This is a genomic window from Duganella radicis (assembly GCF_009720825.1).
GTDB classification, from domain to species: domain Bacteria; phylum Pseudomonadota; class Gammaproteobacteria; order Burkholderiales; family Burkholderiaceae_D; genus Rugamonas; species Rugamonas radicis.
Map to the genome: position 1 here is coordinate 25,014 of NZ_WNKY01000028.1, position 24,466 is coordinate 49,479.

The following is a 24,466-nucleotide window of genomic DNA, read 5'->3' on the forward strand; positions in this document are numbered from 1 at the left end:
TATAATTGCAATATATGAAACTGATTGCCGAGAAACGGTCGAAGACCGACAAGTACGACGTGCTGCGCTTCGTGCGCAACAACGGCAGCTGCACGGACGCGCTGATGCCGCGCCAGGGTATTTTGCCGCATGATCTGGTGCATTACGTGGTGGAGTCGGCGCTGCCGCTGCGCCATGGTTTCCTCAGCCTGCTGGCGCGCGGCGCCGATGCGCAATTCGTGATGGAGTCGGTGCACGACAAGGCCAATCCGAACGTGGAGACGGAGGCGGTGCAGGCGGAAGCCATCGTCGAAGGCTTGCAGGCGCAGCTGTGGTCGGGCGCGTTTGACGAGGACGCCTTCGTGGCCGGTGCGGCGGCGGCCTGCACGGCGCGCAACAAACCGCCCTTCGATTTCAGCCAGCTGGCGCTCGATCTCAAAAGCGCCCTCTACGATCGCGCGCTTGCGCTGAACGAGCAATGGAGCAGCGCGCCCTACTACAGCACCCTGTCGCTGGAATTCAGCCCGGTTATTTAAGCCAGCCGCGATGGCGGAAGTACAGGAAAGGCGCGATGGCGCTGGCCAGCATCAGGCCGATGGCGAATGGATAGCCCATATCCCACTCCAGTTCCGGCAGCCACTTGAAGTTCATGCCGTAGATCGAGGCGATCAGGGTCGGCGGCAGGAAGGCCACGCTGGCCACGGAGAAGATCTTGATGATCTTGTTCTGGTTGATGTTGATGAAACCGACCGTGGCGTCCATCAGGAAGTTGATCTTATCGAACAGGAAGGACGTGTGGCCGTCCAGTGATTCGATGTCGCGCAGGATCTGGCGGGCTTCTTCAAACTGCTCCGAATTCAGCAGGCGGCCGCGCATCAGGAAACTGACCGCGCGGCGGGTATCCATCATGTTGCGGCGGATGCGGCCGTTCAAGTCCTCCTCGTGGGCGATGGCGTTCAGGGCGGCGGCGGCGTCCTGGTCGGTGAATTCCTTTTGCAGCACGCGGCCCGAGACCTCTTCCAGATTCTGATAGATGCCTTCCAGCGCGTCCGCCGAATACTCGGCGTCGGTGGCGTACAGGTCCAGCAGCACGTCCATGTAGTCCGCGATCGAACCCGGACGCGAGCGGGCGCGCATGCGCACCAGGCGGAACACCGGCAGGTCGTCGGTGTGGACCGAGAACAGGATCTTGCGCGCCAGGATGAAAGCCACCGTCACGATGCGCGACGGGCCGTCCTCTTCTTCCAGCAGGAAATCGGTGCGCAGGTGCAGGTCGCCGTTTTCCGCTTCGTAGTAACGGGCCGAGGCTTCGATGTCCTTGACCTCGTCCTCGCCCGGCAGGATCACGCCGTAGATGGTGCGTACCCAGGCTCGTTCCGCGTCGGTCGGGTCGGTCAGATCGACCCAGACAGGTTCGACCTTTTCCAGGTCTTCGCGCGTGTCGATAGGAACCTGGTTGAGCCGGCCATTCTGGAGAACGAAAACATTAATCATGGAGTCACGCGCCTTCTGGAAACAGCGCAAGTGTACCTGCAAAGCCCCGCCGAGGCCAGTCCGGGGTCAGGTCCTCCATTTCTACACGATCTCTGCTGTAGCGTCCCGCTACAGCAGAGATCGTGTAGAAATGGAGGACCTGACCCCGGATTTTAAGGGAGCTCGGCGGAGTTCATCCGGCGCAAAATGACCGCGGTGCGGCGCGCCAGGTAGTTGGAGTCGCGATGTTTGTCGAAATAGCGCGGATTGGGCAGCATCACCGCCAGCTTGGCCGCCTGCATGGCGTTCAGGTTGGCCGCGCTGACGCCGTAGTAGTGCCGCGCCGCCGCCTCGGCCCCAAAGGTGCCGGTGCCGAATTCCACCACGTTCAGGTAGATCTCGAAGATGCGCTCTTTGTCCATCAAGGTTTCCAGCATGAAGGTGATGATCAGTTCCTCCCCCTTGCGCAAGTAGCTGCGCGAGCCGGACAGGAACAGGTTCTTGGCCAGCTGCTGGGTGATGGTCGATCCGCCCGAGACCACTTTTTTCTTCTTGTTGTTCTTCTCGTAGGCCTTTTGCATGGCCTCCCAGTCCACGCCTTCGTGCTCGGAGAAGTTGGCGTCCTCGGAGGCGATGATGGCGCGCTTCAGGTTGTTCGAGATGCGGTTGTACGGCACCCACAGTTGCTGGATGTTGGCCTTGGGGTTCTTCTCGCGCAGCGCCGACTGCTGCTGGCGCATGAAGCTGGTCATGGACGGATTGTGGTCGACCCACCACCAGATTTGCAGGAAGAAGTACAGCTGCACCGCCAGGAACAGCAGGATCGGGACGATGAAGATCCATTTCACCCAGCGCCATTTTCCAGCAGGCTTGCTCATAGTTTGGCGCGCAGATTGTTTAACACCTCGCCGGTGGCCGGCTGCACGCCGCGCCACAGCTGGAAGGCTTCGGCCGCCTGCTCCACCAGCATGCCCAAGCCGTCGCGCAACTGTGCGCCATGCCCGGCGGCGAACTGCAAGAATACTGTGGGGGAAGCTCCGTACATCATGTCCAAGGCAAGACAACCGGACGCGAACACCGATGGCGATACCGGCGGCACTTCCGCGCTCAGGCTGGCCGCCGTGCCGTTGATGATGATGTCGTACTCGCCTTCAATCTCGCCAAAGCCGCTCGCCGCCACCACGCCCTCGCCGCCCAGCGCGGCAAACTGTTGGACCAGTTCCTCGGCCTTGGCCACGGTGCGGTTGGCGATCACCAACCTGGCCGGGCGATGTTCAAGGAGGGGCAGCACCACGCCGCGCACCGCGCCGCCCGCGCCCAGCAGCAGCACGCGCTTGCCGGTGATAGTCACCCCGGCGTTCCGCACAATGTCCGCCACCAGCCCGGCGCCGTCGGTGTTGTCGCCGATGATGCCTTCGTCGCTGAACACCAGTGTGTTGACCGCGCCGGCCGCGCGCGCGCGGATGGTCAGCGCCTGCGCCAGTTTGACTGCTTCCAGCTTGAACGGCACGGTGACGTTGGCGCCCTTGCCGCCTTCGGCCATGAAGGCGCGCACGGCGTCGGCAAAGCCGTCCAGCGGCGCCAGGCGGCGTTCGTATTGCAGGTCCTGCCCGGTCTGCGCCGCGAAGGCGGCATGAATTTCAGGCGATTTGCTGTGGGCAATCGGGTTGCCGAACACGCAGTAGCGGTCCATCTTGTTATTGTCCTCCGCCGCTCATATCGGCTTGCAGTTTGTCTTCTCGCGTGAATTTGAAGGTGGTGATGATCACCCACAAATCATCCTTTTCGCTCGACAGCATGTTCGGCGGGAATTTGCCGAACGGCGCCGAACGGCGCACGATGCGCATCGCCGCCTCGTCCAGCGCCGGGTTGCCGGAGCTGCGCTCGACCTTGATGCCGCCGTCTTTTTCGTAGATGGTGCCGTCCTGGAACACCGGGATCGACAGCATCAGCTGGCCATACAGCTTGCGCCCGTTCACATTGGGGAAGTTCAGCGTGCCGAAATCCTCGATGCGCTTCTGCATGGTTTTGTAGTAGTTCGCATAACCGGCCTCGCGCGTGCTCGGCGTGATCATGGTTTTCTTGGGACGCTTGTTCTGGTCCTCGATGGTTTCGCTGATTTCGGCCACGCGGCGGGCGATGGCCTTGCTTGATTCGAGCAGGTCGGCGCCGGTGGGCAGCGGATCGGGCTTGGCTTTTTCCGTGATCGGCGGGGCCGCCACTTCGGAGGAGGAGTGCACCTGGGTCAGCAGGTTTTTCTGGCGTTCTTCCAGTTCCTGGATGCGGCGCTTGTTGGCTTTGACGCTGTCGCCCATCTCGGTCTTGCGCATGTCCGGCATGGGCGACCTGGAGCGGCCCTGGTCCACCGTGCCGCCGCCGTCGAGGTTGGCCTGGGCGATGGCGTCGGCTTTCAGCGGCGCCTTGTTGTGCTTGGCGTTGACGAGGATGACTTCCAGTCCCGGATCGGTGGCCTGCACCGGCGCCGGGGTCGGCGCCACGAAGCGCATCGCCAGCAAAGCGCCATGCGCCATCAGCGAGATGGCGAGGGCGATGTAGAGCAAGCGATTTTCTCTGAAAGACATGAGTCAGATTCTACACGTCATTCCGCCGCTGGTTGCTCGGCGGCGGCCTCGACCACCACTTCCGGCGCATCGACCGCCTCTTCCGGCGCGTCGTCCACCTCGTCTTCGAAGTCGACGTCGGCAGGCACGGCGTCGGTCGGGATTTCGAGGATGCGGGCTTCGACGGTCAGGTCGACTTCGTCCCAGCGCAGGATGTCCAGCTTGACCTGCGCGCCGCGCGCCACCGACGGCATGCCCGGCAGGCGGATGATCAGCGGAATATCGGTCAGGCGCAGCACTTCATCCTTGAGCACCACGGCTTCCACCTGGCGCGCATTTTCCTGGCCCAGCCAGCGCAAGCACCAGTAGCGTTCCATATTGGCCTGATGGTCGGCGTAGGCACCATAGGCCGCGTCGAACTGCGACACGATGGCGAACAGTTCCGCATCCTTGTGCTTGAAGTGCGCGACCAGCGGCGCCATCACGCCCTTGTCGGCGCAGGCCAGGATCTGCCATTGGTTGACCAGGTCGGTATAACGGCGCAGCGGCGAGGTGCTCCATGCGTACTGGTCCACGCCCAGGCCTTCGTGCGGCGCGGCGTGGGTCAGCATGCGCACCTGCATCTTGGCGTTCCAGCCGCCGACGCCACGGCCCTGGCTGCGGTAGATGCCCGGCACGCCGCAGTCGTGCATCATCTTGCCCCAGGTGCTGTTGGCGAAGATCATCAGCTCGGCGACGATCTTGTCCAGCGGCGCGCCACGCTTGCGGCGGGTGACGGTGACCACGTCGTCTTCCACGTAGAAGTTGTAGTCGACGCGGTTGTTCTGCTCGGGCTTGAGGCCGAAACCCTCGCGCTTGACCATGCGCGCCGCTTCCAGCACTTGCGCCCATTTCCAGATCAGGCACAGGTCGTCCTTGTGCGGATAATCGCCCTCGCCGCTGGCCAGGGTTTCTTCGTTGACCAGATCGTCCAGATCGTTGTGGCGCAGGTTGTGCGCGATCGGCACCATCTCGGCACGGGTTTCGGTGGCGACCACCGACCAGTCTGCCGGGTTCAGCGTGGCGTACAGCGAAAGCGCCGGGCAGGTTTTGCCCTCGGCCAGCGTGAAGGCGTTCACGATGGCGTCCGGCAGCATGGTGATCTTATCGCCCGGCATGTAGACGGTGGACATGCGGGTGCGCGCCATCTTGTCGACCGCGTCGTCCGGCTTGATGCCCAGGCCCGGCGCGGCGATGTGGATGCCGACCTTGACGTTGCCGTCGGCCAGTGGCGTGACCGAGAAGGCGTCGTCGATCTCGGTGGTGGTGACGTCGTCGATGGAGAACGCCTTGACCTCGGCCAGCGGCAGGCCCGACGGCGTGGCCGGCACCGGCACGTCCGGGAAGCCCGCGCCTTTGGGGAAGTTCTCGAACAGGAATTTGGCCATGTGCAGCGCCTTGGCCGACGGCACGCCACCCACCGCCAGCATCAGGCGCTGCGGGTTGGTGTGCAGTTCGTTGCAGGCCGCTTCCAATGCTTTGTACTCAATGCCGTTTTTGTCCGGCTTGAACAGCAGCTGCATCACGATGTTCTGCATGGCGGCCGGCAGCTGGTTGGCCTTCAGCTCGTCCACGTAGGCCGCCTGCACCAGCGCCTGCTGTTTCTTTTTCTCGATGCCGGCCAGCGCGGCGCGCAGCGATTGCTCGGGCGCGGCCTTGTAGCGGCCACGGCCTTTTTTATAGAAGTAGATCGGCGACGAATGCAGGCTCAGGATCAGGCCGGCCGCTTCCGCCGGTTGCGGCGGGTGGCCGAAGTACTCGGCGCCCAGTTCGGCAAAGCCGAATTCTTCCTCGCCCGCGACTTCCCACAGGAATTCCAGGTCGATCTCGGCGGAGATGGCCTTGGCCTGGTCCATCAGCTCGGCCGGCGACGGCTTGTCGAATTGCAGCAGCACGTCCTTGGCCTTGACCTTGGTGCGCTTGCCGCTGGCCATTTCGACTTGGTAGGCCTCGCCGGCTTGCGTCATCACGGTGCCGACCTTGAAATCGCCGGACTCTTCAAAAAATACATTCATCGTTTGTTTTTGCTCGTTTTAATCAGTTCCAGGACAGCAGGCAGGAACACTTCCGTCACCAGCAGGCTACCTCGCCGGCGCTGATAAAGACAGCGCCGTGCATATAATAAGTGTGCGTCCGGGGCGTCCGGTCCCAAAGCAGCGCGTGCGCGCCGCGCCAGGGGATGCCCTTCCCGCAATCTTGCAAATTCCAACACACCGCGCCGCACCAGCGGATCGCCAAACAGCGTGGTGCCCAGCGAGCGCTCGCCCAGCGCACTGAACAAGGGCCAGTCGGCCGCCGTGGCCGACATCGGCACCACCGTGTGTGCGAACACCGCAGGCGTATTATCACATCTCAGCAGCACTTCCCTTTCCCACACGCGGCCGGGCCGGTGCATGCCGATCGCCACCGCCTCGTCGCTCAGGCAGCGTTCCACACGCTGGTGCAGGCACTGCACGCGGAAACTGGCGCTGTGCGCTTTCAGGCGCGCGGTCAACGAACCGTCTTCCGTCAGCCACGGCACGTAGCCTTGCGGCGCGTTCAGTGCCAGCACATGCGGCTGCCATTGCGCCTGCCGGAGCGAGGCGCTGCGCGGCGGCGCGCTCAAGCCCGCGCCCCGACGCCGCAGAAGTCCAGCACCGCATCCACGTAGCGCGGGAACGCCGATATCGCATGGTCGCTGCCTTCGATGATGTGCTGGCGCGCGCCCTGGTAGTGGGCCACCATGTCGCGGTAATCCAGCACTTCGTCGCCGGTGGCGGCGATCAGGAAGTAGCGTTCCGGCTTGCTGATCTTCGGTACTTCCAGCGCGCGCAATTCATCGATGTATTCGCGCTTGAACTCGAACGGCTGGTCGGAATGGTATTGCGTGGTCACGCCGACGTGCTGGTCCAGGTCCAGGCTTGGCACCACCGCCGGGTTGAGCAGCACGGCGCGGCAGCCGATGCGCTCGGCCAGCCAGGTGGCGTAGTAGCCGCCCAGCGAGGAGCCGATGATGCTCAGCTCGTCGACCGGAATGCCTTCTATTAAAGACAGCGCCAGCTCCATCGCCAGCTTGGGCGAGGCCGGCAGCTGCGGGCTCAGGACTTGGTCGGCCAGGCCCAGCGCCGCCATGCGCTCGCCGACCACACGGGCTTTCATGGATTGCGGCGAGGAGCGGAAGCCGTGCAGGTACAAAATCATTACGCCAGCGCTTTCAGGATTTTGTCGTGGATGCCGCCGAAGCCGCCGTTGCTCATCACAATAATATGGTCACCCGGCTGCGCCGCTTTGGCGATGGCCGCCACCAGCGCGTCGATGTCTTCGTAAGCGCTGGCGATCTCGCCGAGCGGCGACAGCGCCGCGCCCACGCTCCAGCCCAGCGATTTTTCGACGCCGTAGCCGAACACCAGGTCGGCATCTTGCAGGCTGCCCGGCAGCGCATCTTTCATCGCGCCCAGCTTCATGGTGTTGGAGCGCGGCTCCAGCACGGCCAGGATGCGGGTGCCCTTGCCAACCTTCTGGCGCAGGCCGCCCACCGTGGTGGCGATGGCGGTGGGGTGGTGGGCGAAGTCGTCGTACACGGTGATGTTGTTGACCACGCCGCGCACTTCCATGCGGCGCTTGACGTTTTCAAAGGTGGACAGCGACTTGGCCGCCTGCGCGATTGGCACGCCCACATGGCGGGCAGCGGCAATCGCGGCCAGCGCGTTGGCGCGGTTGTGCTTGCCGGTCAGTTGCCATTCCACGCGGCCTTCCAGCTTGCCCTGGAAGAGCACGTCGAAGTTGCCGTCATCGTGCTCGATCAGCGCCCAATCCGTGCCCTCGCGGCGGCCAAAGCTTTCCTTCTCGCTCCAGCAGCCGCGCTTGAGCACGCGCTGCAAGGAGTCTTCGTCGCCGTTGTAGATCACGCGGCCGATGCCCGGCACCGTGCGCACCAGGTGGTGGAATTGGGTTTCGATGGCGCCCAGATCGGGGAAGATGTCGGCGTGATCGTATTCCAGATTGTTCAGGATGGCGGTCTTGGCGTGGTAGTGCACGAACTTGCTGCGCTTGTCGAAGAAGGCGGTATCGTATTCGTCCGCTTCGATCACGAAGAAGATGGAGTCCTTGTCGCCTTGCATGCGGGCCGAGACGCCGAAGTTCATCGGCACGCCGCCGATCAGGAAGCCGGGCGCGTAACCGGCGTCTTCCAGTATCCAGGTCAGCATGGCGGTGGTGGTGGTCTTGCCGTGCGTGCCGGCCACGGCCAGCACCCATTTGTCTTTTAGTATATGGTCGCCTATCCACTGCGGGCCGGATACGTACGGCAAGCCGCGGTTCATGATTTCCTCGATCAGCGGATTGCCGCGCGTGACCACGTTGCCGATCACGTACAGATCGGGATTGAGCGCGGTCTGCTCCGGGCCGAAGCCGGTGATCAGTTCGATGCCCTGCGCTTCCAGCTGGGTGCTCATCGGTGGATAGACGTTGGCGTCGCAACCGGTGACGCGGTGGCCCGCTTCTTTGGCCAGCACGGCCAGGCCGCCCATGAAGGTGCCGCAAATACCGAGGATGTGAATGTGCATAGTAATAAGAACAGGTTACAAAACGACCGGTGAAGGCAGGATTTTACCTGACCCGCCGCGCTTTTCCCGGTTCAGAGTATTATCTCGTCCATGACGCCGAATGTTAATGAAGAACTCCAGCTCCTGCGTGCCGAGATCGCGGCGGCCGCCGCACGTCTGATCGCCGAGGACGGAGCCGACTACAACACGGCCAAGCGCAAGGCGGCAAAACAAATCCTGGGCGACACCCAGCCACCGCTCAACCTGCTGCCCGACAATGCCCAGATCGAGGCCGAAGTCCGCATCTACCAGTCGCTCTTCCACGCCGATACCCAGCCGGCCCGCCTGTTCCGCCTGCGCACGCTGGCGGTCGACATCATGGAAGGGCTGGAGCGCTTTCAGCCTTATTTAACTGGCGCCGTGTTAAATGGCACCGCCGGCCCGCACGACGACATCCACCTCCAGCTGTTTGCCGACAGCGCCAAGGAGGTGGAAATCTTCCTGCTCAACCGGAATTTGCAGATCGACATCTCGGAAACGCCGCACTTCAAGGGGCCGCGCTACGGCATGGTCGAAACGGTCAGCTTCATGTGGCACAAGGAAGGCGTGCACGCTGCTTTATATGAGCTGGACGATTTGCGTGGCGCCGTGAAGACCCGTGGCGACGGCAAACTGGCCCGGGCCGATATCGCCGCCGTGCGCGCCCTATTAGTTAACAGTACTCACCCACCATCACCATGAATAAAAAACACCTGGCGGCATATGCCGTGGTCGCTTTGCTATTTGCCGCTTCGGGCGCCTACGTCGGCTATCAAAAACAACATACGCCGCAGCCATCGCCCTTGAGCGCCACCCAGCCGCCCGGCATCACCGGCCCGGTGGACGAGCTGTATAAACAGACGCTGCCGGACGCCCAGGGCGTCGCCACCCCGCTGGCGCGGTTCAAGGGCAAGGCCGTGCTGGTCAATTTCTGGGCGCCCTGGTGCGGTCCGTGCGTGCAGGAGATGCCGGAACTGTCGGCGCTGGCCGCTGGAGAAGAAGGCAAGAAGCTGCAAGTTATCGGCATTGGTATTGATTCGCCAACAAATATCGCGGAATTTAGCGACAAATTCAACATCCGCTATCCGGTCTTCGTGGCCGGCATGAGCGGCACCGAGCTGTCGCGCCAGTTCGGCAACGCCGGTGGCGGCCTGCCCTACACGGTCCTGATCGGCGCCGACGGCCAAGTCAAGAAGACCTACCTCGGCCGACTCAAATTTGACGAGCTGCGCAAAGATTTGGCAACTCTGTAAGCAGATTCATAAGTTTTTTTCTCTTGCCAAATGTCAGCAGTTGGCGTCAAAATGCGTCTCTTTCGCGGAGAAGGCTCAAGAATCATGGCAAAAAACCTCCTACTGCTCAACGGCCCCAACCTGAATTTGCTGGGAACCCGCGAGCCTGAGGTCTACGGCGCAAGCACTTTGGCCGACATCGAACACGCTGCCCAGGCACAGGCCCAGGCGGCTGGCGCGAGCTTGTCTTGCTTCCAGAGCAACCACGAAGGTGCACTGATCGACCGCATCCATGCCGCCAAAGGGGAAGGCGTGGACGCCATCGTCATCAATCCGGGCGGACTGACCCATACCAGCGTGGCCTTGCGCGACGCCCTGGCGGGGGTGGCGATCCCGTTTGTGGAAGTGCATATTTCGAATATTTACCAGCGCGAGTCGTTTCGCCACCATTCATTCCTGAGCGCGATCGCAATAGGAACCATCTGCGGACTGGGTATCGAGGGATATCGGTTTGCCATCGACTTCGCCCTTAAAAAGCGATAACCTACGCGATCTGCGCGCATTTTTATTACACATAAGACATTCCTGGGGGTTACATGGATCTACGCAAGCTGAAGACCTTGATTGATTTGGTCGCAGAATCGGACATCGCCGAACTCGAAGTGACCGAAGGCGAAAGCAAAGTTCGCATCGTCAAGTCGTCCGCCATCGCGCAAAACCAAATGGTGATGATGCAGCCGCAAGCCATCCCGCAATACCACGCAGCGCCGGCGGCGGCCCCTGTCGCCGCGCCAGCCGCCGCGGCCGCCGCCCCTGCCGCCGCCGAGCCAACCGGCCACGTGGTGAAATCGCCGATGGTCGGCACCTTCTACCGCTCGTCGGCGCCGGGCGCCCCGGCATTCGTGGAAGTCGGCCAGTCCGTGAAGGAAGGCGACACCCTGTGCATCATCGAAGCGATGAAGCTGCTGAACGAAATCGACTCCGACAAGGCCGGCACCATCACCCAGATCCTGGTCGAGAACGGCCAGCCGGTAGAATTCGGCCAACCACTGTTTGTGATCGGCTAAGAACGGCGCGCGCCCTCCCCGGGCGCCCCGTCCTGGTCTGCAATATCTCCTCACCTGACGCAGCCTTTCACCGGCGCTCACAGACATAGCGAACCTATCATGTTTGAAAAAATCCTCATTGCCAACCGTGGCGAAATCGCCCTCCGTATCCAGCGCGCCTGCCGCGAAATGGGCATCAAGACGGTCGTGGTCCACTCGGAAGCGGACAAAGACGCCAAATACGTGAAGTTGGCCGATGAATCGGTCTGCATCGGCCCGGCGCCATCGTCGCTGAGCTACCTGAACATGCCAGCCATCATCAGCGCGGCCGAAGTGACCGACGCCGAAGCGATCCACCCGGGCTACGGCTTCCTGTCGGAAAACGCCGACTTCGCCGAGCGCGTGGAAAAGTCCGGCTTTGTGTTCATCGGCCCGCGTTCCGACTCGATCCGCCTGATGGGCGACAAGGTCACCGCCAAGCAGGCCATGATCAAGGCCGGCGTGCCTTGCGTGCCGGGCTCGGAGGGCGCCCTGCCGGACGATCCGAAAGCCATCGTGCAGATCGCCCGCAAGGTCGGCTACCCGGTCATCATTAAGGCCGCCGGCGGCGGCGGCGGTCGCGGCATGCGCGTGGTGCATACCGAGGCGGCGCTGATCAACGCGGTGCAGATGACCAAGTCGGAAGCCGGCGCGGCCTTCGGCAATCCGGAAGTCTATATGGAGAAGTTCCTGGAAAACCCGCGCCACGTGGAAATCCAGGTGCTGGCCGACGAGCACAAGAATGCCGTCTGGCTGGGCGAACGCGACTGCTCGATGCAGCGCCGCCACCAGAAGGTGATCGAGGAAGCGCCGGCGCCAGGCATTCCACGCAAGCTGATCGAGAAGGTCGGCGAGCGTTGCGCCGAAGCCTGCCGCAAGATCGGCTACCGTGGTGCCGGCACCTTTGAATTCCTGTACGAGAACGGCGAGTTCTACTTCATCGAGATGAACACCCGCGTGCAGGTGGAACACCCGGTCACCGAGATGATCACCGGCATCGACATCGTGCAGGAGCAGATCCGCATCGCCGCCGGCGAGAAGCTGCGCTTCCGCCAGCGCGACGTGATGCTGTCCGGCCACGCCATCGAGTGCCGCATCAATGCGGAAGATCCGTTCAAGTTCACGCCGTCGCCGGGCCGCATCACTGCCTGGCACGTGCCGGGCGGCCCGGGCGTGCGCGTCGACTCGCACTCGTATGCGGGTTATTATGTGCCACCGCACTATGATTCGATGATCGGCAAGGTCATTTCCTACGGCGCCACCCGCGAGCAGGCCATCCGCCGCATGCAGATCGCGCTGTCGGAAATGGTGGTCGAAGGCATCCAGACCAACATCCCGCTGCACCGCGAGCTGATGGTGGACGCTCGCTTCATCGAAGGCGGCACCAATATTCACTACCTGGAACACAAGCTGGCCGACATGCCGGACTTGAACAAACTGAGCCTGGGCAACAAAGGGTAAGACATGAGCTGGACTGAAATCGTCATCGAAATCGCGCGCGACCACGCCGAGGCCCTCTCCGAGGCGCTGATGGATGTGGGCGCCCTGTCGGTGTCCGTGGAAGACGCGGATGAAGGCACGGACGCGGAAAAACCGCTGTTCGGCGAGCCAGGCATGGAGCCGGCCGAAGCGGCCTGGGATCACAGCCGCGTGGTGGCCCTGACCGATGAAGATGACGATCAGGCCGTGATCGTGGCGGCTGCGGCCGGCCAGATCGGCCTGACCACCCTGCCGAAGTTCACCACCCGCAAGGTGGAGGAGCAGGACTGGGTGCGTCTGACCCAGTCGCAATTCGCGCCCATCCAGATCGGCAAGAACATCTGGGTGGTGCCGTCTTGGCACGAGGCACCGAATCCGGACGCGCTGATTCTGGAGCTGGACCCGGGCCTGGCGTTCGGCACTGGCAGCCATCCGACCACCCGTCTGTGCATGGAGTGGCTGGAGGCCCATCCGGCGCCGGGCAAGACCGTGCTGGATTACGGCTGCGGTTCGGGCATCCTGGCCATGGTGGCCAAGAAGGTCGGCGCCGGTGAAGTGGTGGGCGTGGATATCGACCCGCAGGCCATCGAGTCGGCGGCCGACAACGCTACCCGCAACAACTGCGAGATTGCGTACTTCCTGCCGGATACCTTTGCCGAGTCCAGGCATGCCGCGCAGCGCTTCGATATCGTGGTGGCCAACATTCTGTCCAGCCCGCTGAAACTGATGGCGCCAATGCTGTCGGGCCGCGTGGCCGAGGGCGGTGCGCTGATCCTGTCGGGCGTGCTGGCGCGTCAGGCCGAGGAAGTGGCCGCGGCTTACGCGCCGTTCATCAAGCTGGGCGTATGGGCTGAGCAAGACGGTTGGGTGGCGCTGCACGGCCGCCTGGGCAGCGACACTGTTCCGCCTGCACGCTAATCGCATCGATGGCGCTCGCCACCAAATGCCCCCACTGCAACACGGTATTTCGGGTCGCGCATGACCAGCTGAAATTACGTGGGGGCATAGTGCGCTGTGGCTCCTGCAACGAAGTCTTCGACGGCAACGCGGCCCTGCTGGAGCCGCCCGCCGCGCTCCCCGCCAGCCTTCCCCTCGATCAAAAACTGGCCGCGCTCGACACGCGCGCCGCCGAAGTGCTGGGCGCCGAAGAGGCGCCACCCACGCTGCAACTCGACCTCGCCGACGGCGTAGGCGCAGCCGATGCACCGCCGCTCGCCGCCGGCGAAGATGCCGCGCTGGACATCGACATGGACGACGAACCGATCGCCGCCGCCCCGCCCGCGCCGATCCCGCTGCCGGCCGAACCGGCCATCCTGCCGGCCAACACCGACGCCCTGTTCGACCTCGATCTGGACATCGAATCCGAGCCCGATCTGGAAGCCAACAGCGAGCCGGACGTGAATGCCGCGCCGCTGGAACAAATCCTGAGCACCGAGGAACTGAGCGAGGACGAGCTGGAAGCCGCGCTGGAAGCCGAACTCTCGGCCATGGAGCTCACCCTGGCCGACGTCCAGCACGACGCCGACGGCCTGCCGGGCGGCGAAGACGCCTACGCCGATATGAACGGCGGCCGCATCGAACCCACCTGGGACGACAGCCCGTTGGACGACGAACCGCAAGCTGGCGCCGGCCCGGGCCTGAACAGCGCACTGGCCGCCGCAGCCGATGCCGTCGCCGCGGCCGAGGCGGAAGACGCCCCGCCATCCATCGCAGCCACCGCCAGCTCCGCCGCTGCGCCCGACGCTGCCGCTGCCGCCGACCTCACCGCCAATCCCGTCGCCGCCATCGACGCCGACCTCGCCGCCTTCCTCGCCGAACCATCCGCCAGCGGCGAAGACGACGACCTCCCCGCCGACCGCTCCGCCGCCACCGCGGCCGCCGACGCCCCACCGCCGCCATCGCGCCCACTGCGCGACGACGAACTCGATGAAGTCGACGAAGAAGCGCTGGTCCAGCTATCGAGCAGCGGCCTGGCCGAGGCGCAAGCCGCGCGCGCCCACGCCTACCTGCACGCGCACGGCATGGACGACCTGGCGCCGGCCAACGAAGAACAAGCCGCGCCCGAGGAACCGGGCTTCGTCAGGCGCGACCGCCAGCGCCAGAAATTCGGCAAAGCCGCCACCGTCGTCATGAGCCTTGGCTCGGTGCTGCTGGTGGCCGCCCTGCTGGCGCAAGCCGTGACCACCTTCCGCAACAGCATCGCCGCCACCGTGCCGGCGCTAAAGCCCGCCCTCGCCGCCGCCTGCCAGACCCTGGGCTGCAAAATCGAACTGCCAACGCAGATCGACGACCTCACCATCGAACAGGGCGAACTGCAAACCCTGAGCGATACCACCTTCTCCTTCACCACCCTGCTGCGCAACCAGAGCACCACCGCGCAAGCCTGGCCGTCGATCGAGCTGGTGCTGGACGACGACAAGGACAAGCGCATCCTGCGCCGCGTGTTCACCCCGCGCGACTACCTGCCAACCGACGTGGCGATGGACAAAGGATTTGCCCCGCACACCGAACAAGCCGTTAAACTGTACTTCGAACTTCACGATCTGAAAGCATCCGGCTATCACATCGCAGTCTTCTACCCATAAAGAACTATCATGACCCAGACTTCCCTGATTTGCGGTTCGATCGCCATCGACACCATCCTGCAATTCCCCAACCGTTTCGACAGCATCCTGCTGCCGGACCAGCTGCACAAGGTGAACGTGTCCTTCCTGGCGCCGACCATGCGCACCGAGTTTGGCGGCTGCGCGCCCAACATCGCCTACAACCTGATGCTGCTGGGCGGCTCGCCGCGCATCGTCGGCGTGATGGGCCAGGATAACGCCGCCTACATGGCGCGCTTCCGCAAACTGGGCCTGGCCACCGACAACATCCTGATCAAGGAAGACGCCTACAACGCCCAGTGCTTCGTCACCGCTGACCAGGACAACAACCAGATCAACGCCTTCCATCCGGGCGCCATGTCGTACGCGCACGAGAACGAGATCGCCAAGGCCGGTCCGGCGCGCATCGCCATCATCTCGCCGGACGGCCATTTGGGCATGAAGAAGCACGCCGCCGACCTGGCCGGCCTGAAGATCCCGTTCATCTTCGACCCGGGCCAGCAGCTGCCGATGTTCAATGGCGAGGAACTGATTGAGTTCATCGACAAAGCCACTTATGTCACCACCAATGACTACGAAATCGAGCTGCTGATCGAGCGTACCGGTTTGTCGCTGGAACAGATAGCCGGCCGCGTGGAAGCGCTGATCGTCACCCGTGGCGAACAGGGTTCGGAGATTTACACCAAGGGCCAGCGCATCGACATCCCGGCCGTGCCGGTGGCGGCGGCGCTGGACCCAACCGGTTGCGGCGACGCCTACCGCGCCGGCCTGCTGTTCGGCATCACCAATGACTGGAAATGGGAAACCACCGGCCGCCTGGCCAGCCTGCTGGGTGCGATCAAGATCGCCCACAAAGGGGCGCAGAACCACCACTTCACCGCTGCGGAGATAGCGGACAAGTTCGAAGCCGCCTTCGGCTACCGCTTCTAAGACAAAAAAAGCCCTGTGTGCCGCGGCGCTCAAGATCGCCGCACCGCCACCGGGCTTTTTTAATTAACGGCCGGCGAAAGCCATCCCTAGCAAGAGCTGCGCGATTTGCAGCAGGATCAGCGCCACCAGCAGCGACAGGTCCAGATTCCCCACCAGCGGCACCACCCGGCGGATCGGCCGCAGCAGCGGCTCGTTCAGCGCCCGCACGAACGGTGCCAGCGGCGCATGCGGATTCACCCAGCTGAAGATCGCCTCGATCACCAGCAAGGCCATGAAGCCATACAGAATCCACTCCAGGAAGCGCTGGAACGCCATCAGCGCCACCGCCGGCCAAGGCCAGCCGGCAAAGAACAGGATCGAAGTGGCCGCCAGCACGATCAGGAAAGCGCCGATCAGGCTCGCCCAGTCATAGCCGCCCACGCCCGGCACGATGCGGCGCAGGGGACGCACCAGCCAGTCCGACAATTGGAAAGTGAACTGCGCCACCGACGACGGCGGCCGCACGCGGATCGCCTGCATCCAGAAACGCAGCAGCAAGGCGCTGCCCAACAAGACAGCGATGGCGTCGACAATCAACTTAAGAATACTGAGCACGAATCCCCTCCAAATAAAAAAGCCGCTGTGTGATTGTCTCACACAGCGGCCATTGCCTCAGCAGGCTTCTAAGCGTTTAAGGCTCAGGAAGGACGGGTGCTGGTTGGGAACGGCCAAGCGGCAGCCGGAGCCAGTACGGTTTTCGCTGCTGGCGCGGCGGCTGGAGCGGCTGGCGCTGCTGGAGCGGCGGCGGCTGGAGCGGCTGGCTTAGCGGCTTCCTTCTTCGGAGCTGCTTTTTTAGGAGCGGCTTTTTTAGCTGCTGGCTTGGCGGCTGGAGCGGCTGCTGGAGCGGCTGCGGCTACCGGTGCTGCTGGAGCGGCCGCTGGCTTGGCGGCTGGCTTAGCGGCTTTTTTTGCTGCTGGCTTTTTCGCGGCGGCTGGTTTAGCAGCTGCTTTAGGCGCAGCTGCTTTAACCGGCTTTTTTGCTGCTGGCTTAGCCGCTACCTTTGCAGCCGGTTTGGCTGCCGTTTTCGCTGCTGGTTTTTTGGCGGCTGCTTTTTTAGCAGCTGGCTTGGCGGCGGCTTTAGGAGCAGCTTTTTTGGCTGCTGGCTTGGCGGCGGCTTTCTTGGCAGCTGGTTTGGCGGCTGCTTTAGGAGCGGCTTTTTTCGCTGCTGGTTTAGCGGCTACTTTTTTCGCTGCTGGCTTGGCGGCTGCTTTTGGAGCGGCTTTTTTTGCTGCTGGCTTAGCGGCGGCTTTCTTCGCTACCGGCTTGGCTGCTGCTTTTTTAGCGACTGGCTTAGCCGCTGCTTTAGCGGTGGTCTTCTTCGCTGCTGGTTTAGCTGCGGCTTTTTTCACTGCTGGCTTGGCTGCTGCTTTAGCGACGGTCTTCTTCGCGGCTGGTTTAGCTGCTGCTTTCTTCACAGCTGGTTTTGCTGCTGGCTTGGCGGCGGCTTTTTTCACTGCTGGCTTGGCTGCTGGTTTAGCGGCAGCTTTCTTGGCAGCTGGTTTGGCGGCAGCTTTAGCGGCTGCTGGTTTTTTTGCTGGAGCAGCGGCTTTGGCGGCGGCTGGTTTCTTTGCTGGAGCGGCAGCTTTTTTGGCTGCTGGTTTCTTTGCGGCGGTTGCCATGTTTAGTTCTCCTTCATCGGGGATGGGAAAAATTCGTTTACAAGATTTAAACCCGTCCAACCCGGGATTGGGCCAGGCGAATTATTCATCGGCGCAAACTAAAGCGGTTTGCGCTAATGAATTCGGCACTAGCTGAACTGCTGCATCTCCTCACAAGTGCAGCGCTTCAGCCATCGATCCACCCGCTCTCCATAGCTGGAGCAGCGTGCGGATACAAATCTTGTCGCGACGTTTTGCGGTGGTCCGGGCGTGTCCTCAGCTCCAGGGACCTGCGTCGCAGCCACGTCGCGGTTTTCGTTTTCAAACAAAAAACCGCCCGGCCTGAATCGGATCAGGCAAGACGGTTGAACAAAAACGACGTGGTCTTGTGCATATTGTGTGAATCTGTATCCCGTATCTCGGTCATCACTGCGCGGTGCGAACTTCGAAATTTTTCGCACTTTTTAAAACACGCATTTTCAAGTTCGTAAAGTACACGAAAACCTTGTCGGTGCGCAACCAGCACGATAGATATTCGCGTGCTTTTTTTACGTTCAACGCGCGCTAACTAACGCACGCATCGCGATTCAAACTGTCCGCGTGCGTCGCCGCGCGTGCTTCACGCGCGCTCAATCGGGTTCGGGAAGTGCCTCGCGCATCGCGCCGGAAAATTCGCACTTCAAAGTAAGCCTTATGCTGCCTGGGTTTCTTCGATGCCGCCAAAATCGGCTTGGTCATCGCGTGTCCCGCTTCCGAATCCGAGAGCGCTCGCGCTTCAACCGCGCGCCACCACCACTCGCTGTTTTTAATTCGTCGCGATTATGAGACAGAGTAAGACGAATAGCAAGCGGAATGCAGCGGTACGCGGCGTCGGCTCCGCGTTCCGGAGCGCGAGGACGGTGGTGTAAATCGACGTTAAGGCATGCGGCGACAGGCGGCGTTTGAAATGGCGGGCGGCCTTACTCGGCATCTTCCAGCTTGCGCCGCACCACCCACTCGTTCATGTCAGCGGCCATGCGCTTGAGCAGGCGGGCAAGGTCGCGGCGCTCGGCGTTGGTCCAATCGGCCATCAACTCGCCGACCAGTTCCTCGCGCATGCGGTCGATGGCGTCCGCCATCTCGCGTCCCAACTCCGTCACTTCCGCTTCGCGCACACGCTTGTCGCGCGTGCCGGCGCGGCGCACTACCAGCCCCAGTTCATCGAGACGCGCCACCTGCCGGCTGACGGTGGTGTAGTCGCGCCCGACCAGATCGGCCAGCTCCACCACGCCGATCGGACCGCGCCGGTCGATGCGCACCAGCAGCGGAAGCAGCGCGCGCTCCAGCGGCATGGCCATGGCGGACATCAGTTCAACGTCAGGCTCGGGACGGCTCATGAAGCCGATGATGTCGAGCAGCGCATCATGCAAATCGCGGATATCTTTATTCATATGTGCATTATACACATAGTTATTGGCACGATTTTGAGACCGGAATAATATGTGCAAAATACACACAAATGGAGAGCAGCATGCACACCGATATTCTGATCTGCGGCGCCGGCGCGGCCGGGCTGACACTGGCGATCAACCTCGCGCGCCGCAATGTGAACTTTCTGCTGATCGATCACGCGAGTGAACCGTTCGGCGGTTCGCGCGGCAAAGGCATCCAGCCGCGCACTCTGGAAATCTTCGAAGCGCTGGACGTGGCCGACCGCATGATCGCCGCCGGCGGACGCTATCCATCGCAGCGCCACTATGCGGCCGACGGCGGCTACCACGATGAAGTCTCGGTGCAAGCCAGCGCCGCCACGCCGGCAGAGCCCTATGGCGAACCCTTGATGCTGCCGCAGCACCTGACCGAAGGCATCCTGCGCGCACGACTGGCGGAGCTGGGCCATGCGCCGCGCTATGGCCATGCGCTGCTGGGATTTGAGCAGGACGCCAACAGCGTGCGCGCATGCGTGGCGACGGCGGCGGGTGAGATCGAAGTGCGGGCCCGCTATCTGGTCGGCGCCGACGGCGGCCGCAGCACGGTGCGCAAAACCCTGGGCGTCGATTTTCCCGGCGAGTCGCTCAACGCCCGCGCGGTGGTGGCCGATCTCACGCTCAGCGGTTTGACGCGCGAGGTATGGCATCGCTGGGGCAAAGGCGCCGGCCAGATTAGCCTCTGTCCTTTGCAGGGGACGACGCTGTTCCAATTGCAGATGCCGATTCCGCTGGAAGGCGAGTTTGATCTGTCGGATGCCGGCCTCGCCGCCGCCATCGCCGAGCGCACCGGGCGTGATGACATCGAAGTGCATGCGGTGCACTGGCGCTCCGATTACGCCATGAGCGCGCGGCTAGCAGAGCGCTATCGAGTGGGCCGCGTGTTCCTCGCCGGCGATGCGGCGCACGTGCATCCGCCAACCGGCGGGCAAGGTTTGAACACCAGCGTGCAGGATGCCTGGAATCTCGGCTGGAAACTGGCGGCAGTCCTGCGCGGCGCCGATGACGCTCTGCTCGACACCTATGAAGAGGAGCGGCGCGAGATCGCCGCCGGGATGCTGGGCATGTCCACCTGCCTGCTCGACGCCGCCCGCGAACGCGGGGACCTGCGGCGCGGGCGCGAACAGCAGCAACTGGACCTGGGCTATCCGGCGTCCTCATTGTCAATCGACGAACGCGGCGACGATGCACCACTACGCGCCGGCTACCGTGCGCCGGACGCACCGCTGCTCGGTGCCGGCGGACAGCCGCACCGTTTGTTTTCGCTATTGAAATCGGGAGATTGGATTATGCTGCGCTATGAAGCGCGAGCTACGCCGGCGATCGCCCCACGCCGAAGCCTGCGCATCATCGACATCGGCAAGCACGCGGAACTGCGCGACCAGGAAGACCATCTGCGCACCGCTTACGGCTTCGCCCCCGGCGACATCGCCCTGCTCCGCCCCGACGGCTACCTCGCCGTCCTCACCCACGACGAAAGCAGCGCGGCGCTAACCGCATACATCAGCCGCCTATGACATTAGACGGCGACGCTCCAGCCGCTCACGCGCCTCGGCCAGCGCGGAGCGCAGCTGGCGTTCCAGTTCCACCTTCGGCGGCAGCTCGGTCCAGTACTCGGCCACCGTGATGCCGTCCTTTTGCACCTGCAGCAGCTCGACCTGCTCGTGGCTCGACTCCGCGCACAGGATTAAACCGATAGGCGCCTCCTCGCCAGGCTGGCGCTCATAGCGGTCCAGCCACTTGAGGTAGAGCTCCATCTGCCCCTTGTGCGCCGCCTTGAAGCGCCCCAGCTTCAACTCAATCGCCACCAGCCGCCGCAAGCACCGATGGAAGAACAGCAGATCAAGATAGAAATCCTCGCCATCAATCACCATCCTCTTCTTCCGCTCAACGAAAGCGAAGCCGGTTCCCAACTCAAGAATGAACGCCTTCAGCTGAATCAGAATGGCCGCCTCCAGATCCGCCTCATCATACTCATCCCGCAGACCAAGGAAATCCAGAAAATACGGATCCTTAAATACGGCGGCCGGCGATGCCTCCGGCTCATTGGAGATTTCAACGCTGGCGATCTGGTGACGCTCGCAAGCTTTCCGCTCAATCTGCCGACGCAGCTCCCGCACACTCCAACGCTCAGCAATGCTTTGCTGAACATAATAAGAACGCGCCGCTACCCCCTTTATCGTAATGAGTACGACAAAGTGGCTCCAACTCAATTGGCGTGACAGTGTCGCGCCAATTTCCTGATTGGAAAAAATTTGCGAAAATTGCACCATTCGCCGCAAGTTTCGATATTCAAAGCCTCGCCCAAATTCGGCTGAAAGCGTCACGCCTAATTGCCGCATGAGTTGAGCACCGTATTCCGCACGCTCTCCCTCCAGCACTTCCGTCGATAAGCGGCGCCCTATCGACCAGTACAACTGACTCAGTTCAGCATTGACTGCGGCAGCCAATCGCTGTCGGCTGGCCGCAATTAGGCTGCGTAACTCCGCGTGCAAGGACTCCACATCACCGGTCGGCATCAATTCAGATTTGCTCATGGCAGTTCTCCCTGATTGGTTAAAGCCAGAGTTAACTCTTCGCCTTGCACGGCACAGCGTCTTGATCCAGATCAAACGAGTTGGGCGTAAGATATTAGATATTAAGCCGTTAGCTTCTTATCAGGAGGCAATATGTTTGACTTTATGATGGCCACTACGCCAGAGATCTGCGGCGAGCTAGGCCTGCGTTTGCGGGCGCGGCGGCTGATGCAAGGATGGACCCAGGTCGAGCTGGCCGAGCGCGCCGGCCTGTCCAGCGGCACGGTTAAGAATCTGGAAAAGCGCGGTCAGGCCTCGCTGGAATCATTCGTCCAGATCGTCGCCGCACTCGGATTAGCGGACGACCTGGGTGAGCTGTTCCGCCTCAAGGTAGCCTCCATCGCCGCGATGGAAAAGGCCGAGCAGGCCAAACGCCAGCGCGCGCCGCGCCGGACCAGCAGATGAAACGCCTCACCGTACTGTTCAACGGCTGGGGCGAACATTGGCCGCTCGGCACGCTGGCCGACAATGGCCAGACCATTCTGTTCGAGTACTCGCCGGAAGCGATCCGGCGAGGCATGGAGCTCTCCCCGCGCCACATGCCGCTGCGCGCCGAAGCCTACGGCGGCTTTCCACAACACCAGCAAGGACTACCCGGCCTCTTCGCCGACTCGCTGCCGGATGGCTGGGGCATGCTTCTGATGGATAAGCTGTTCCGCAAACAGGGGCGGCCGCCACACAGCATCTCGCCACTCGACCGGCTGGCCTTCGTCGGCGAACGCGGCATGGGAGCGCTCAGCTATATCCCGCCCGAGCCGCGGCAGTTAGCGGCGGAAGACCTGCATCTGCTCGACCTGGCCAAGGAGGCGCAAACGCTCGCGCAGGGAAAAGACAGCGCCATCCTCAGGCAACTGGCCCTGCTGGGTGGCTCGCCGCACGGCTCGCGGCCCAAGGTGCTGGTGCAACTGGACCCGGACAGCGGCGAGATCAGCACGCTCGACCGGCCGGACTGGGGCCAGCCGTGGCTGGTCAAATTCCCTTCGCAGGACGAGCACAAGGAAGCCTGCGCCATCGAACACGTCTACGCCGAGCTGGCGCGCGCCTGCGGCCTGGACATGCCGGACACCCGCCACCTCGACCTCGGCCGCCGCCTGGCCGCCTTCGCCATCCGCCGCTTCGACCGCGAGAACGGTCTGCGGGCGCCGGTCCACACGCTGGCCGGCCTGCTGCACGCCGACCACCGCCTGCCCTTGGTCGACTACAGCACCTTCCTGCGCGCCACCCGCCTGATCACCCGCGACCAGCGCCAGGTCGAGGCGGCGTTCCAGCGCTGCGTCTTCAACGTACTATTTAATAACCGCGACGACCACGCCCGCAATTTCGCCTACCGCATGGCCCGCAATGGCGACTGGCAACTGGCGCCCTGCTATGACCTGAGTTTCAACCACGGTCCGCGCGGACAGCACCAGATGCCCATCATGGGCGAAAGCATCGCGCCAACGCGTGCCACCCTGCTCCGGCTGGCGGCCGACAGCGCGCTACCGGCCCGGCACGCCGAGGAGATGATCGACGCCATGGCCGCCCAAGCCGGCCTGTTCACCCGGCTGGCCGCCCACGCACCGATCCGGGCCGCCAGCGTCAAGGCCATCGCCAGCACAATCCTGGCCAACCGAGAACGGCTGAAATGAAAAAAGCCCCGCAATGCGGGGCTTTCAGGTCGGGGCTGGCGGGGTTTAGTCCCAGTTCAGCGCGCCGCCGGTCTGGTATTCGATGACGCGGGTCTCGAAGAAGTTACGCTCTTTCTTCAGGTCGATCATCTCGCTCATCCATGGGAACGGGTTCTCTTCCTGCTCGAACAGCGCTTCCAGGCCGATCTGGGTGGCGCGGCGGTTGGCGATGAAGCGCAGGTAGCCTTTGAACATGGTGGCGTTCAGGCCCAGCACGCCGCGTGGCATGGTGTCTTCGGCATAGGCGTACTCCAGTTCCACCGCTTTCAGGAACAGCTGCTTGATCTCTTCCTTGAAGGCCGGGGTCCACAGCAGCGGGTTTTCCATCTTGATGGTGTTGATCAGGTCGATGCCGAAGTTGCAGTGCATCGATTCGTCGCGCAGGATGTACTGGTACTGCTCGGCGGCGCCCATCATCTTGTTCTGGCGGCCCAGCGCCAGGATCTGGGTGAAGCCGACGTAGAAGAACAGGCCTTCCATCAGGCAGGCGAACACGATCAGCGATTTGAGCAGTTTCTGGTCTTGCTCGACGGTGCCAGTGGTGAACGACGGGTCGGTCAGGGTGTTGATGAACGGGATCAGGAACTCGTCCTTGTCACGGATCGACTTGACTTCGTTGTAGGCGTTGAAGATTTCCTGCTCATCCAGGCCCAGCGACTCGACGATGTACTGGTAGGCGTGGGTGTGGATCGCCTCCTCGAACGCCTGGCGCAGCAGGTACTGGCGGCACTCCGGGGCGGTGATGTGGCGGTAGGTGCCCAGCACGATGTTGTTGGCGGCCAGCGAGTCGGCGGTCACGAAGAAGCCCAGGTTGCGTTTCACCAGACGGCGCTCGTCTTCGGTCAGGCCGTTCGGGTTCTTCCACAGCTCGATGTCGCGCTGCATGTTCACTTCCTGCGGCATCCAGTGGTTGGCGCAGCCGGCCAGGTATTTGTCCCAGGCCCATTTGTATTTGAACGGCACCAGCTGGTTAACGTCGGTTTTGCCGTTGATGATGCGCTTGTCGTCCGCGTTCACGCGCAGCGCGACTTGCTCGGCGCTGCCCTCGGAGGCGGCCAGCGCGGCTTGATTGACTACTGGTTTGGCCGATGCGGCCTCGTCGTCCCAGGACAGCGACATAATGAGTTCCTTCTAATATATAGGTGATTATGCGCCATCCCTCCCGGGGATGGCGCTT

Annotated in this window: 25 protein-coding genes and 1 pseudogene; 14 read left to right on the plus strand and 12 right to left on the minus strand. The window is 62.8% G+C overall.

The window, feature by feature from the left end:
- Positions 1-14: 14 nt before the first annotated feature.
- Positions 15-515 (plus strand): hypothetical protein, encoded by a 501-nt coding sequence (locus GM676_RS21110; protein ID WP_155465909.1) that lies wholly within the window; start codon positions 15-17, stop codon positions 513-515.
- Here the strand turns inward: GM676_RS21110 and corA are convergent.
- From corA to mpl, 8 genes are all read right to left on the minus strand, one after another.
- On the minus strand, positions 508-1,473 hold the full coding sequence (gene corA / locus GM676_RS21115) for a magnesium/cobalt transporter CorA (RefSeq protein WP_155465910.1): 966 nt from the start codon (positions 1,471-1,473) through the stop codon (positions 508-510). The two genes, GM676_RS21110 and corA, sit on opposite strands and share 8 nt — an antisense overlap.
- Before the next feature lie 152 nt (positions 1,474-1,625).
- On the minus strand, positions 1,626-2,330 hold the full coding sequence (mtgA, locus tag GM676_RS21120) for a monofunctional biosynthetic peptidoglycan transglycosylase (RefSeq protein WP_155465911.1): 705 nt from the start codon (positions 2,328-2,330) through the stop codon (positions 1,626-1,628).
- Positions 2,327-3,145, minus strand: coding sequence for a shikimate dehydrogenase (aroE, locus tag GM676_RS21125; RefSeq protein ID WP_155465912.1), 819 nt, complete (start codon positions 3,143-3,145; stop codon positions 2,327-2,329). The genes mtgA and aroE overlap by 4 nt, the downstream gene beginning before the upstream one ends.
- 4 nt (positions 3,146-3,149) lie before the next feature.
- Complete coding sequence (locus GM676_RS21130; protein ID WP_155465913.1) at positions 3,150-4,034, minus strand: TonB family protein; 885 nt, start codon at positions 4,032-4,034, stop codon at positions 3,150-3,152.
- 17 nt (positions 4,035-4,051) lie between these two features.
- Complete coding sequence (locus GM676_RS21135; RefSeq protein ID WP_155465914.1) at positions 4,052-6,067, minus strand: RNB domain-containing ribonuclease; 2,016 nt, start codon at positions 6,065-6,067, stop codon at positions 4,052-4,054.
- Positions 6,064-6,657 carry a chorismate--pyruvate lyase family protein gene (locus tag GM676_RS21140; protein WP_155465915.1) on the minus strand — a complete coding sequence of 198 codons (594 nt, stop codon included), beginning with the start codon at positions 6,655-6,657 and terminating at the stop codon, positions 6,064-6,066. Before GM676_RS21140 ends, GM676_RS21135 begins: the two co-directional genes overlap by 4 nt.
- Entirely contained in the window at positions 6,654-7,232 is a 579-nt protein-coding gene (locus GM676_RS21145) for a YqiA/YcfP family alpha/beta fold hydrolase (protein WP_155465916.1), read from the minus strand. Before GM676_RS21145 ends, GM676_RS21140 begins: the two co-directional genes overlap by 4 nt.
- Complete coding sequence (gene mpl, locus GM676_RS21150) at positions 7,232-8,596, minus strand: UDP-N-acetylmuramate:L-alanyl-gamma-D-glutamyl-meso-diaminopimelate ligase (protein WP_155465917.1); 1,365 nt, start codon at positions 8,594-8,596, stop codon at positions 7,232-7,234. Before mpl ends, GM676_RS21145 begins: the two co-directional genes overlap by 1 nt.
- A 90-nt stretch (positions 8,597-8,686) precedes the next feature.
- Here mpl and GM676_RS21155 point away from each other — a divergent pair, with 90 nt between their 5' ends.
- The 9 genes and pseudogenes from GM676_RS21155 to GM676_RS21190 all read left to right on the plus strand — a co-directional run bounded on the left by GM676_RS21155 (position 8,687) and on the right by GM676_RS21190 (position 15,943).
- On the plus strand, positions 8,687-9,316 hold the full coding sequence (locus GM676_RS21155; protein WP_155465918.1) for a hypothetical protein: 630 nt from the start codon (positions 8,687-8,689) through the stop codon (positions 9,314-9,316).
- Positions 9,313-9,867, plus strand: coding sequence for a TlpA family protein disulfide reductase (locus GM676_RS21160; RefSeq protein ID WP_155465919.1), 555 nt, complete (start codon positions 9,313-9,315; stop codon positions 9,865-9,867). The genes GM676_RS21155 and GM676_RS21160 overlap by 4 nt, the downstream gene beginning before the upstream one ends.
- Positions 9,868-9,951: 84 nt before the next feature.
- Positions 9,952-10,389 carry a type II 3-dehydroquinate dehydratase gene (gene aroQ, locus GM676_RS21165; RefSeq protein ID WP_155465920.1) on the plus strand — a complete coding sequence of 146 codons (438 nt, stop codon included), beginning with the start codon at positions 9,952-9,954 and terminating at the stop codon, positions 10,387-10,389.
- 53 nt (positions 10,390-10,442) lie between these two features.
- Positions 10,443-10,913, plus strand: a complete 471-nt coding sequence (gene accB / locus GM676_RS21170) for an acetyl-CoA carboxylase biotin carboxyl carrier protein (RefSeq protein WP_155465921.1) — start codon at positions 10,443-10,445, stop codon at positions 10,911-10,913.
- A 99-nt stretch (positions 10,914-11,012) separates the two neighbouring features.
- The gene (gene accC / locus GM676_RS21175; protein ID WP_155465922.1) at positions 11,013-12,392 is read left to right on the plus strand and encodes an acetyl-CoA carboxylase biotin carboxylase subunit; all 1,380 of its coding nucleotides are present in this window, start codon (positions 11,013-11,015) and stop codon (positions 12,390-12,392) included.
- 3 nt (positions 12,393-12,395) lie between these two features.
- Positions 12,396-13,328, plus strand: coding sequence for a 50S ribosomal protein L11 methyltransferase (gene prmA / locus GM676_RS21180; RefSeq protein ID WP_155465923.1), 933 nt, complete (start codon positions 12,396-12,398; stop codon positions 13,326-13,328).
- 8 nt (positions 13,329-13,336) lie between these two features.
- Positions 13,337-13,405: pseudogene (locus GM676_RS33070) on the plus strand (MJ0042-type zinc finger domain-containing protein); the annotation flags it as partial.
- A gap of 12 nt (positions 13,406-13,417) precedes the next feature.
- Complete coding sequence (locus GM676_RS21185; RefSeq protein ID WP_443093173.1) at positions 13,418-14,995, plus strand: DUF3426 domain-containing protein; 1,578 nt, start codon at positions 13,418-13,420, stop codon at positions 14,993-14,995.
- Between the two features lie 9 nt (positions 14,996-15,004).
- Positions 15,005-15,943, plus strand: coding sequence for a carbohydrate kinase family protein (locus tag GM676_RS21190; RefSeq protein ID WP_155465925.1), 939 nt, complete (start codon positions 15,005-15,007; stop codon positions 15,941-15,943).
- Between the two features lie 63 nt (positions 15,944-16,006).
- Here the strand turns inward: GM676_RS21190 and GM676_RS21195 are convergent, their stop codons facing one another.
- Positions 16,007-16,537 (minus strand): YggT family protein, encoded by a 531-nt coding sequence (locus tag GM676_RS21195; RefSeq protein ID WP_343728659.1) that lies wholly within the window; start codon positions 16,535-16,537, stop codon positions 16,007-16,009.
- A gap of 327 nt (positions 16,538-16,864) precedes the next feature.
- Here GM676_RS21195 and GM676_RS31600 point away from each other — a divergent pair, with 327 nt between their 5' ends.
- Positions 16,865-17,737 (plus strand): hypothetical protein, encoded by an 873-nt coding sequence (locus GM676_RS31600; RefSeq protein ID WP_170304333.1) that lies wholly within the window; start codon positions 16,865-16,867, stop codon positions 17,735-17,737.
- 802 nt (positions 17,738-18,539) lie between these two features.
- On the opposite strand, the gene GM676_RS21205 is transcribed toward GM676_RS31600, so the two are convergent.
- Complete coding sequence (locus tag GM676_RS21205; protein WP_170304334.1) at positions 18,540-19,010, minus strand: MarR family winged helix-turn-helix transcriptional regulator; 471 nt, start codon at positions 19,008-19,010, stop codon at positions 18,540-18,542.
- An 80-nt stretch (positions 19,011-19,090) separates the two neighbouring features.
- On the opposite strand from GM676_RS21205, the gene GM676_RS21210 reads away from it, so the two are divergent.
- On the plus strand, positions 19,091-20,563 hold the full coding sequence (locus GM676_RS21210) for an FAD-dependent oxidoreductase (RefSeq protein ID WP_229262802.1): 1,473 nt from the start codon (positions 19,091-19,093) through the stop codon (positions 20,561-20,563).
- Here the strand turns inward: GM676_RS21210 and GM676_RS21215 are convergent.
- Positions 20,558-21,583 carry a PDDEXK nuclease domain-containing protein gene (locus GM676_RS21215; protein WP_155465928.1) on the minus strand — a complete coding sequence of 342 codons (1,026 nt, stop codon included), beginning with the start codon at positions 21,581-21,583 and terminating at the stop codon, positions 20,558-20,560. The genes GM676_RS21210 and GM676_RS21215 overlap by 6 nt on opposite strands.
- Before the next feature lie 132 nt (positions 21,584-21,715).
- Here GM676_RS21215 and GM676_RS21220 point away from each other — a divergent pair, with 132 nt between their 5' ends.
- Together GM676_RS21220 and GM676_RS21225 are read left to right on the plus strand one after the other, a co-directional pair.
- Positions 21,716-22,027, plus strand: coding sequence for a helix-turn-helix domain-containing protein (locus tag GM676_RS21220; protein WP_155465929.1), 312 nt, complete (start codon positions 21,716-21,718; stop codon positions 22,025-22,027).
- Positions 22,024-23,250 carry a type II toxin-antitoxin system HipA family toxin gene (locus tag GM676_RS21225; protein WP_155465930.1) on the plus strand — a complete coding sequence of 409 codons (1,227 nt, stop codon included), beginning with the start codon at positions 22,024-22,026 and terminating at the stop codon, positions 23,248-23,250. Before GM676_RS21220 ends, GM676_RS21225 begins: the two co-directional genes overlap by 4 nt.
- A gap of 45 nt (positions 23,251-23,295) precedes the next feature.
- Here the strand turns inward: GM676_RS21225 and GM676_RS21230 are convergent, their stop codons facing one another.
- A complete protein-coding gene (locus GM676_RS21230; RefSeq protein WP_155465931.1) occupies positions 23,296-24,408 on the minus strand; it encodes a ribonucleotide-diphosphate reductase subunit beta in 1,113 nt (370 codons plus the stop codon).
- Positions 24,409-24,466 lie beyond the last annotated feature (58 nt).

Coding starts and splice junctions, on each gene's coding strand:
- GM676_RS21230 (WP_155465931.1), bottom strand. CDS start 24,408: ATGTCGCTGTCCTGGGACGACGAGGCCGCATCGGCCAAACCAGTAGTC.
- aroQ (WP_155465920.1), top strand. CDS start 9,952: ATGGCAAAAAACCTCCTACTGCTCAACGGCCCCAACCTGAATTTGCTG.
- GM676_RS21205 (WP_170304334.1), bottom strand. CDS start 19,010: ATGAATAAAGATATCCGCGATTTGCATGATGCGCTGCTCGACATCATC.
- GM676_RS21145 (WP_155465916.1), bottom strand. CDS start 7,232: ATGATTTTGTACCTGCACGGCTTCCGCTCCTCGCCGCAATCCATGAAA.
- GM676_RS21155 (WP_155465918.1), top strand. CDS start 8,687: ATGACGCCGAATGTTAATGAAGAACTCCAGCTCCTGCGTGCCGAGATC.
- GM676_RS21215 (WP_155465928.1), bottom strand. CDS start 21,583: ATGAGCAAATCTGAATTGATGCCGACCGGTGATGTGGAGTCCTTGCAC.
- GM676_RS21190 (WP_155465925.1), top strand. CDS start 15,005: ATGACCCAGACTTCCCTGATTTGCGGTTCGATCGCCATCGACACCATC.
- GM676_RS21160 (WP_155465919.1), top strand. CDS start 9,313: ATGAATAAAAAACACCTGGCGGCATATGCCGTGGTCGCTTTGCTATTT.
- GM676_RS21110 (WP_155465909.1), top strand. CDS start 15: ATGAAACTGATTGCCGAGAAACGGTCGAAGACCGACAAGTACGACGTG.
- GM676_RS21220 (WP_155465929.1), top strand. CDS start 21,716: ATGTTTGACTTTATGATGGCCACTACGCCAGAGATCTGCGGCGAGCTA.
- GM676_RS21135 (WP_155465914.1), bottom strand. CDS start 6,067: ATGAATGTATTTTTTGAAGAGTCCGGCGATTTCAAGGTCGGCACCGTG.
- corA (WP_155465910.1), bottom strand. CDS start 1,473: ATGATTAATGTTTTCGTTCTCCAGAATGGCCGGCTCAACCAGGTTCCT.
- prmA (WP_155465923.1), top strand. CDS start 12,396: ATGAGCTGGACTGAAATCGTCATCGAAATCGCGCGCGACCACGCCGAG.
- GM676_RS21130 (WP_155465913.1), bottom strand. CDS start 4,034: ATGTCTTTCAGAGAAAATCGCTTGCTCTACATCGCCCTCGCCATCTCG.
- mtgA (WP_155465911.1), bottom strand. CDS start 2,330: ATGAGCAAGCCTGCTGGAAAATGGCGCTGGGTGAAATGGATCTTCATC.
- GM676_RS21225 (WP_155465930.1), top strand. CDS start 22,024: ATGAAACGCCTCACCGTACTGTTCAACGGCTGGGGCGAACATTGGCCG.
- accB (WP_155465921.1), top strand. CDS start 10,443: ATGGATCTACGCAAGCTGAAGACCTTGATTGATTTGGTCGCAGAATCG.
- GM676_RS21210 (WP_229262802.1), top strand. CDS start 19,091: ATGCACACCGATATTCTGATCTGCGGCGCCGGCGCGGCCGGGCTGACA.
- mpl (WP_155465917.1), bottom strand. CDS start 8,596: ATGCACATTCACATCCTCGGTATTTGCGGCACCTTCATGGGCGGCCTG.
- aroE (WP_155465912.1), bottom strand. CDS start 3,145: ATGGACCGCTACTGCGTGTTCGGCAACCCGATTGCCCACAGCAAATCG.
- accC (WP_155465922.1), top strand. CDS start 11,013: ATGTTTGAAAAAATCCTCATTGCCAACCGTGGCGAAATCGCCCTCCGT.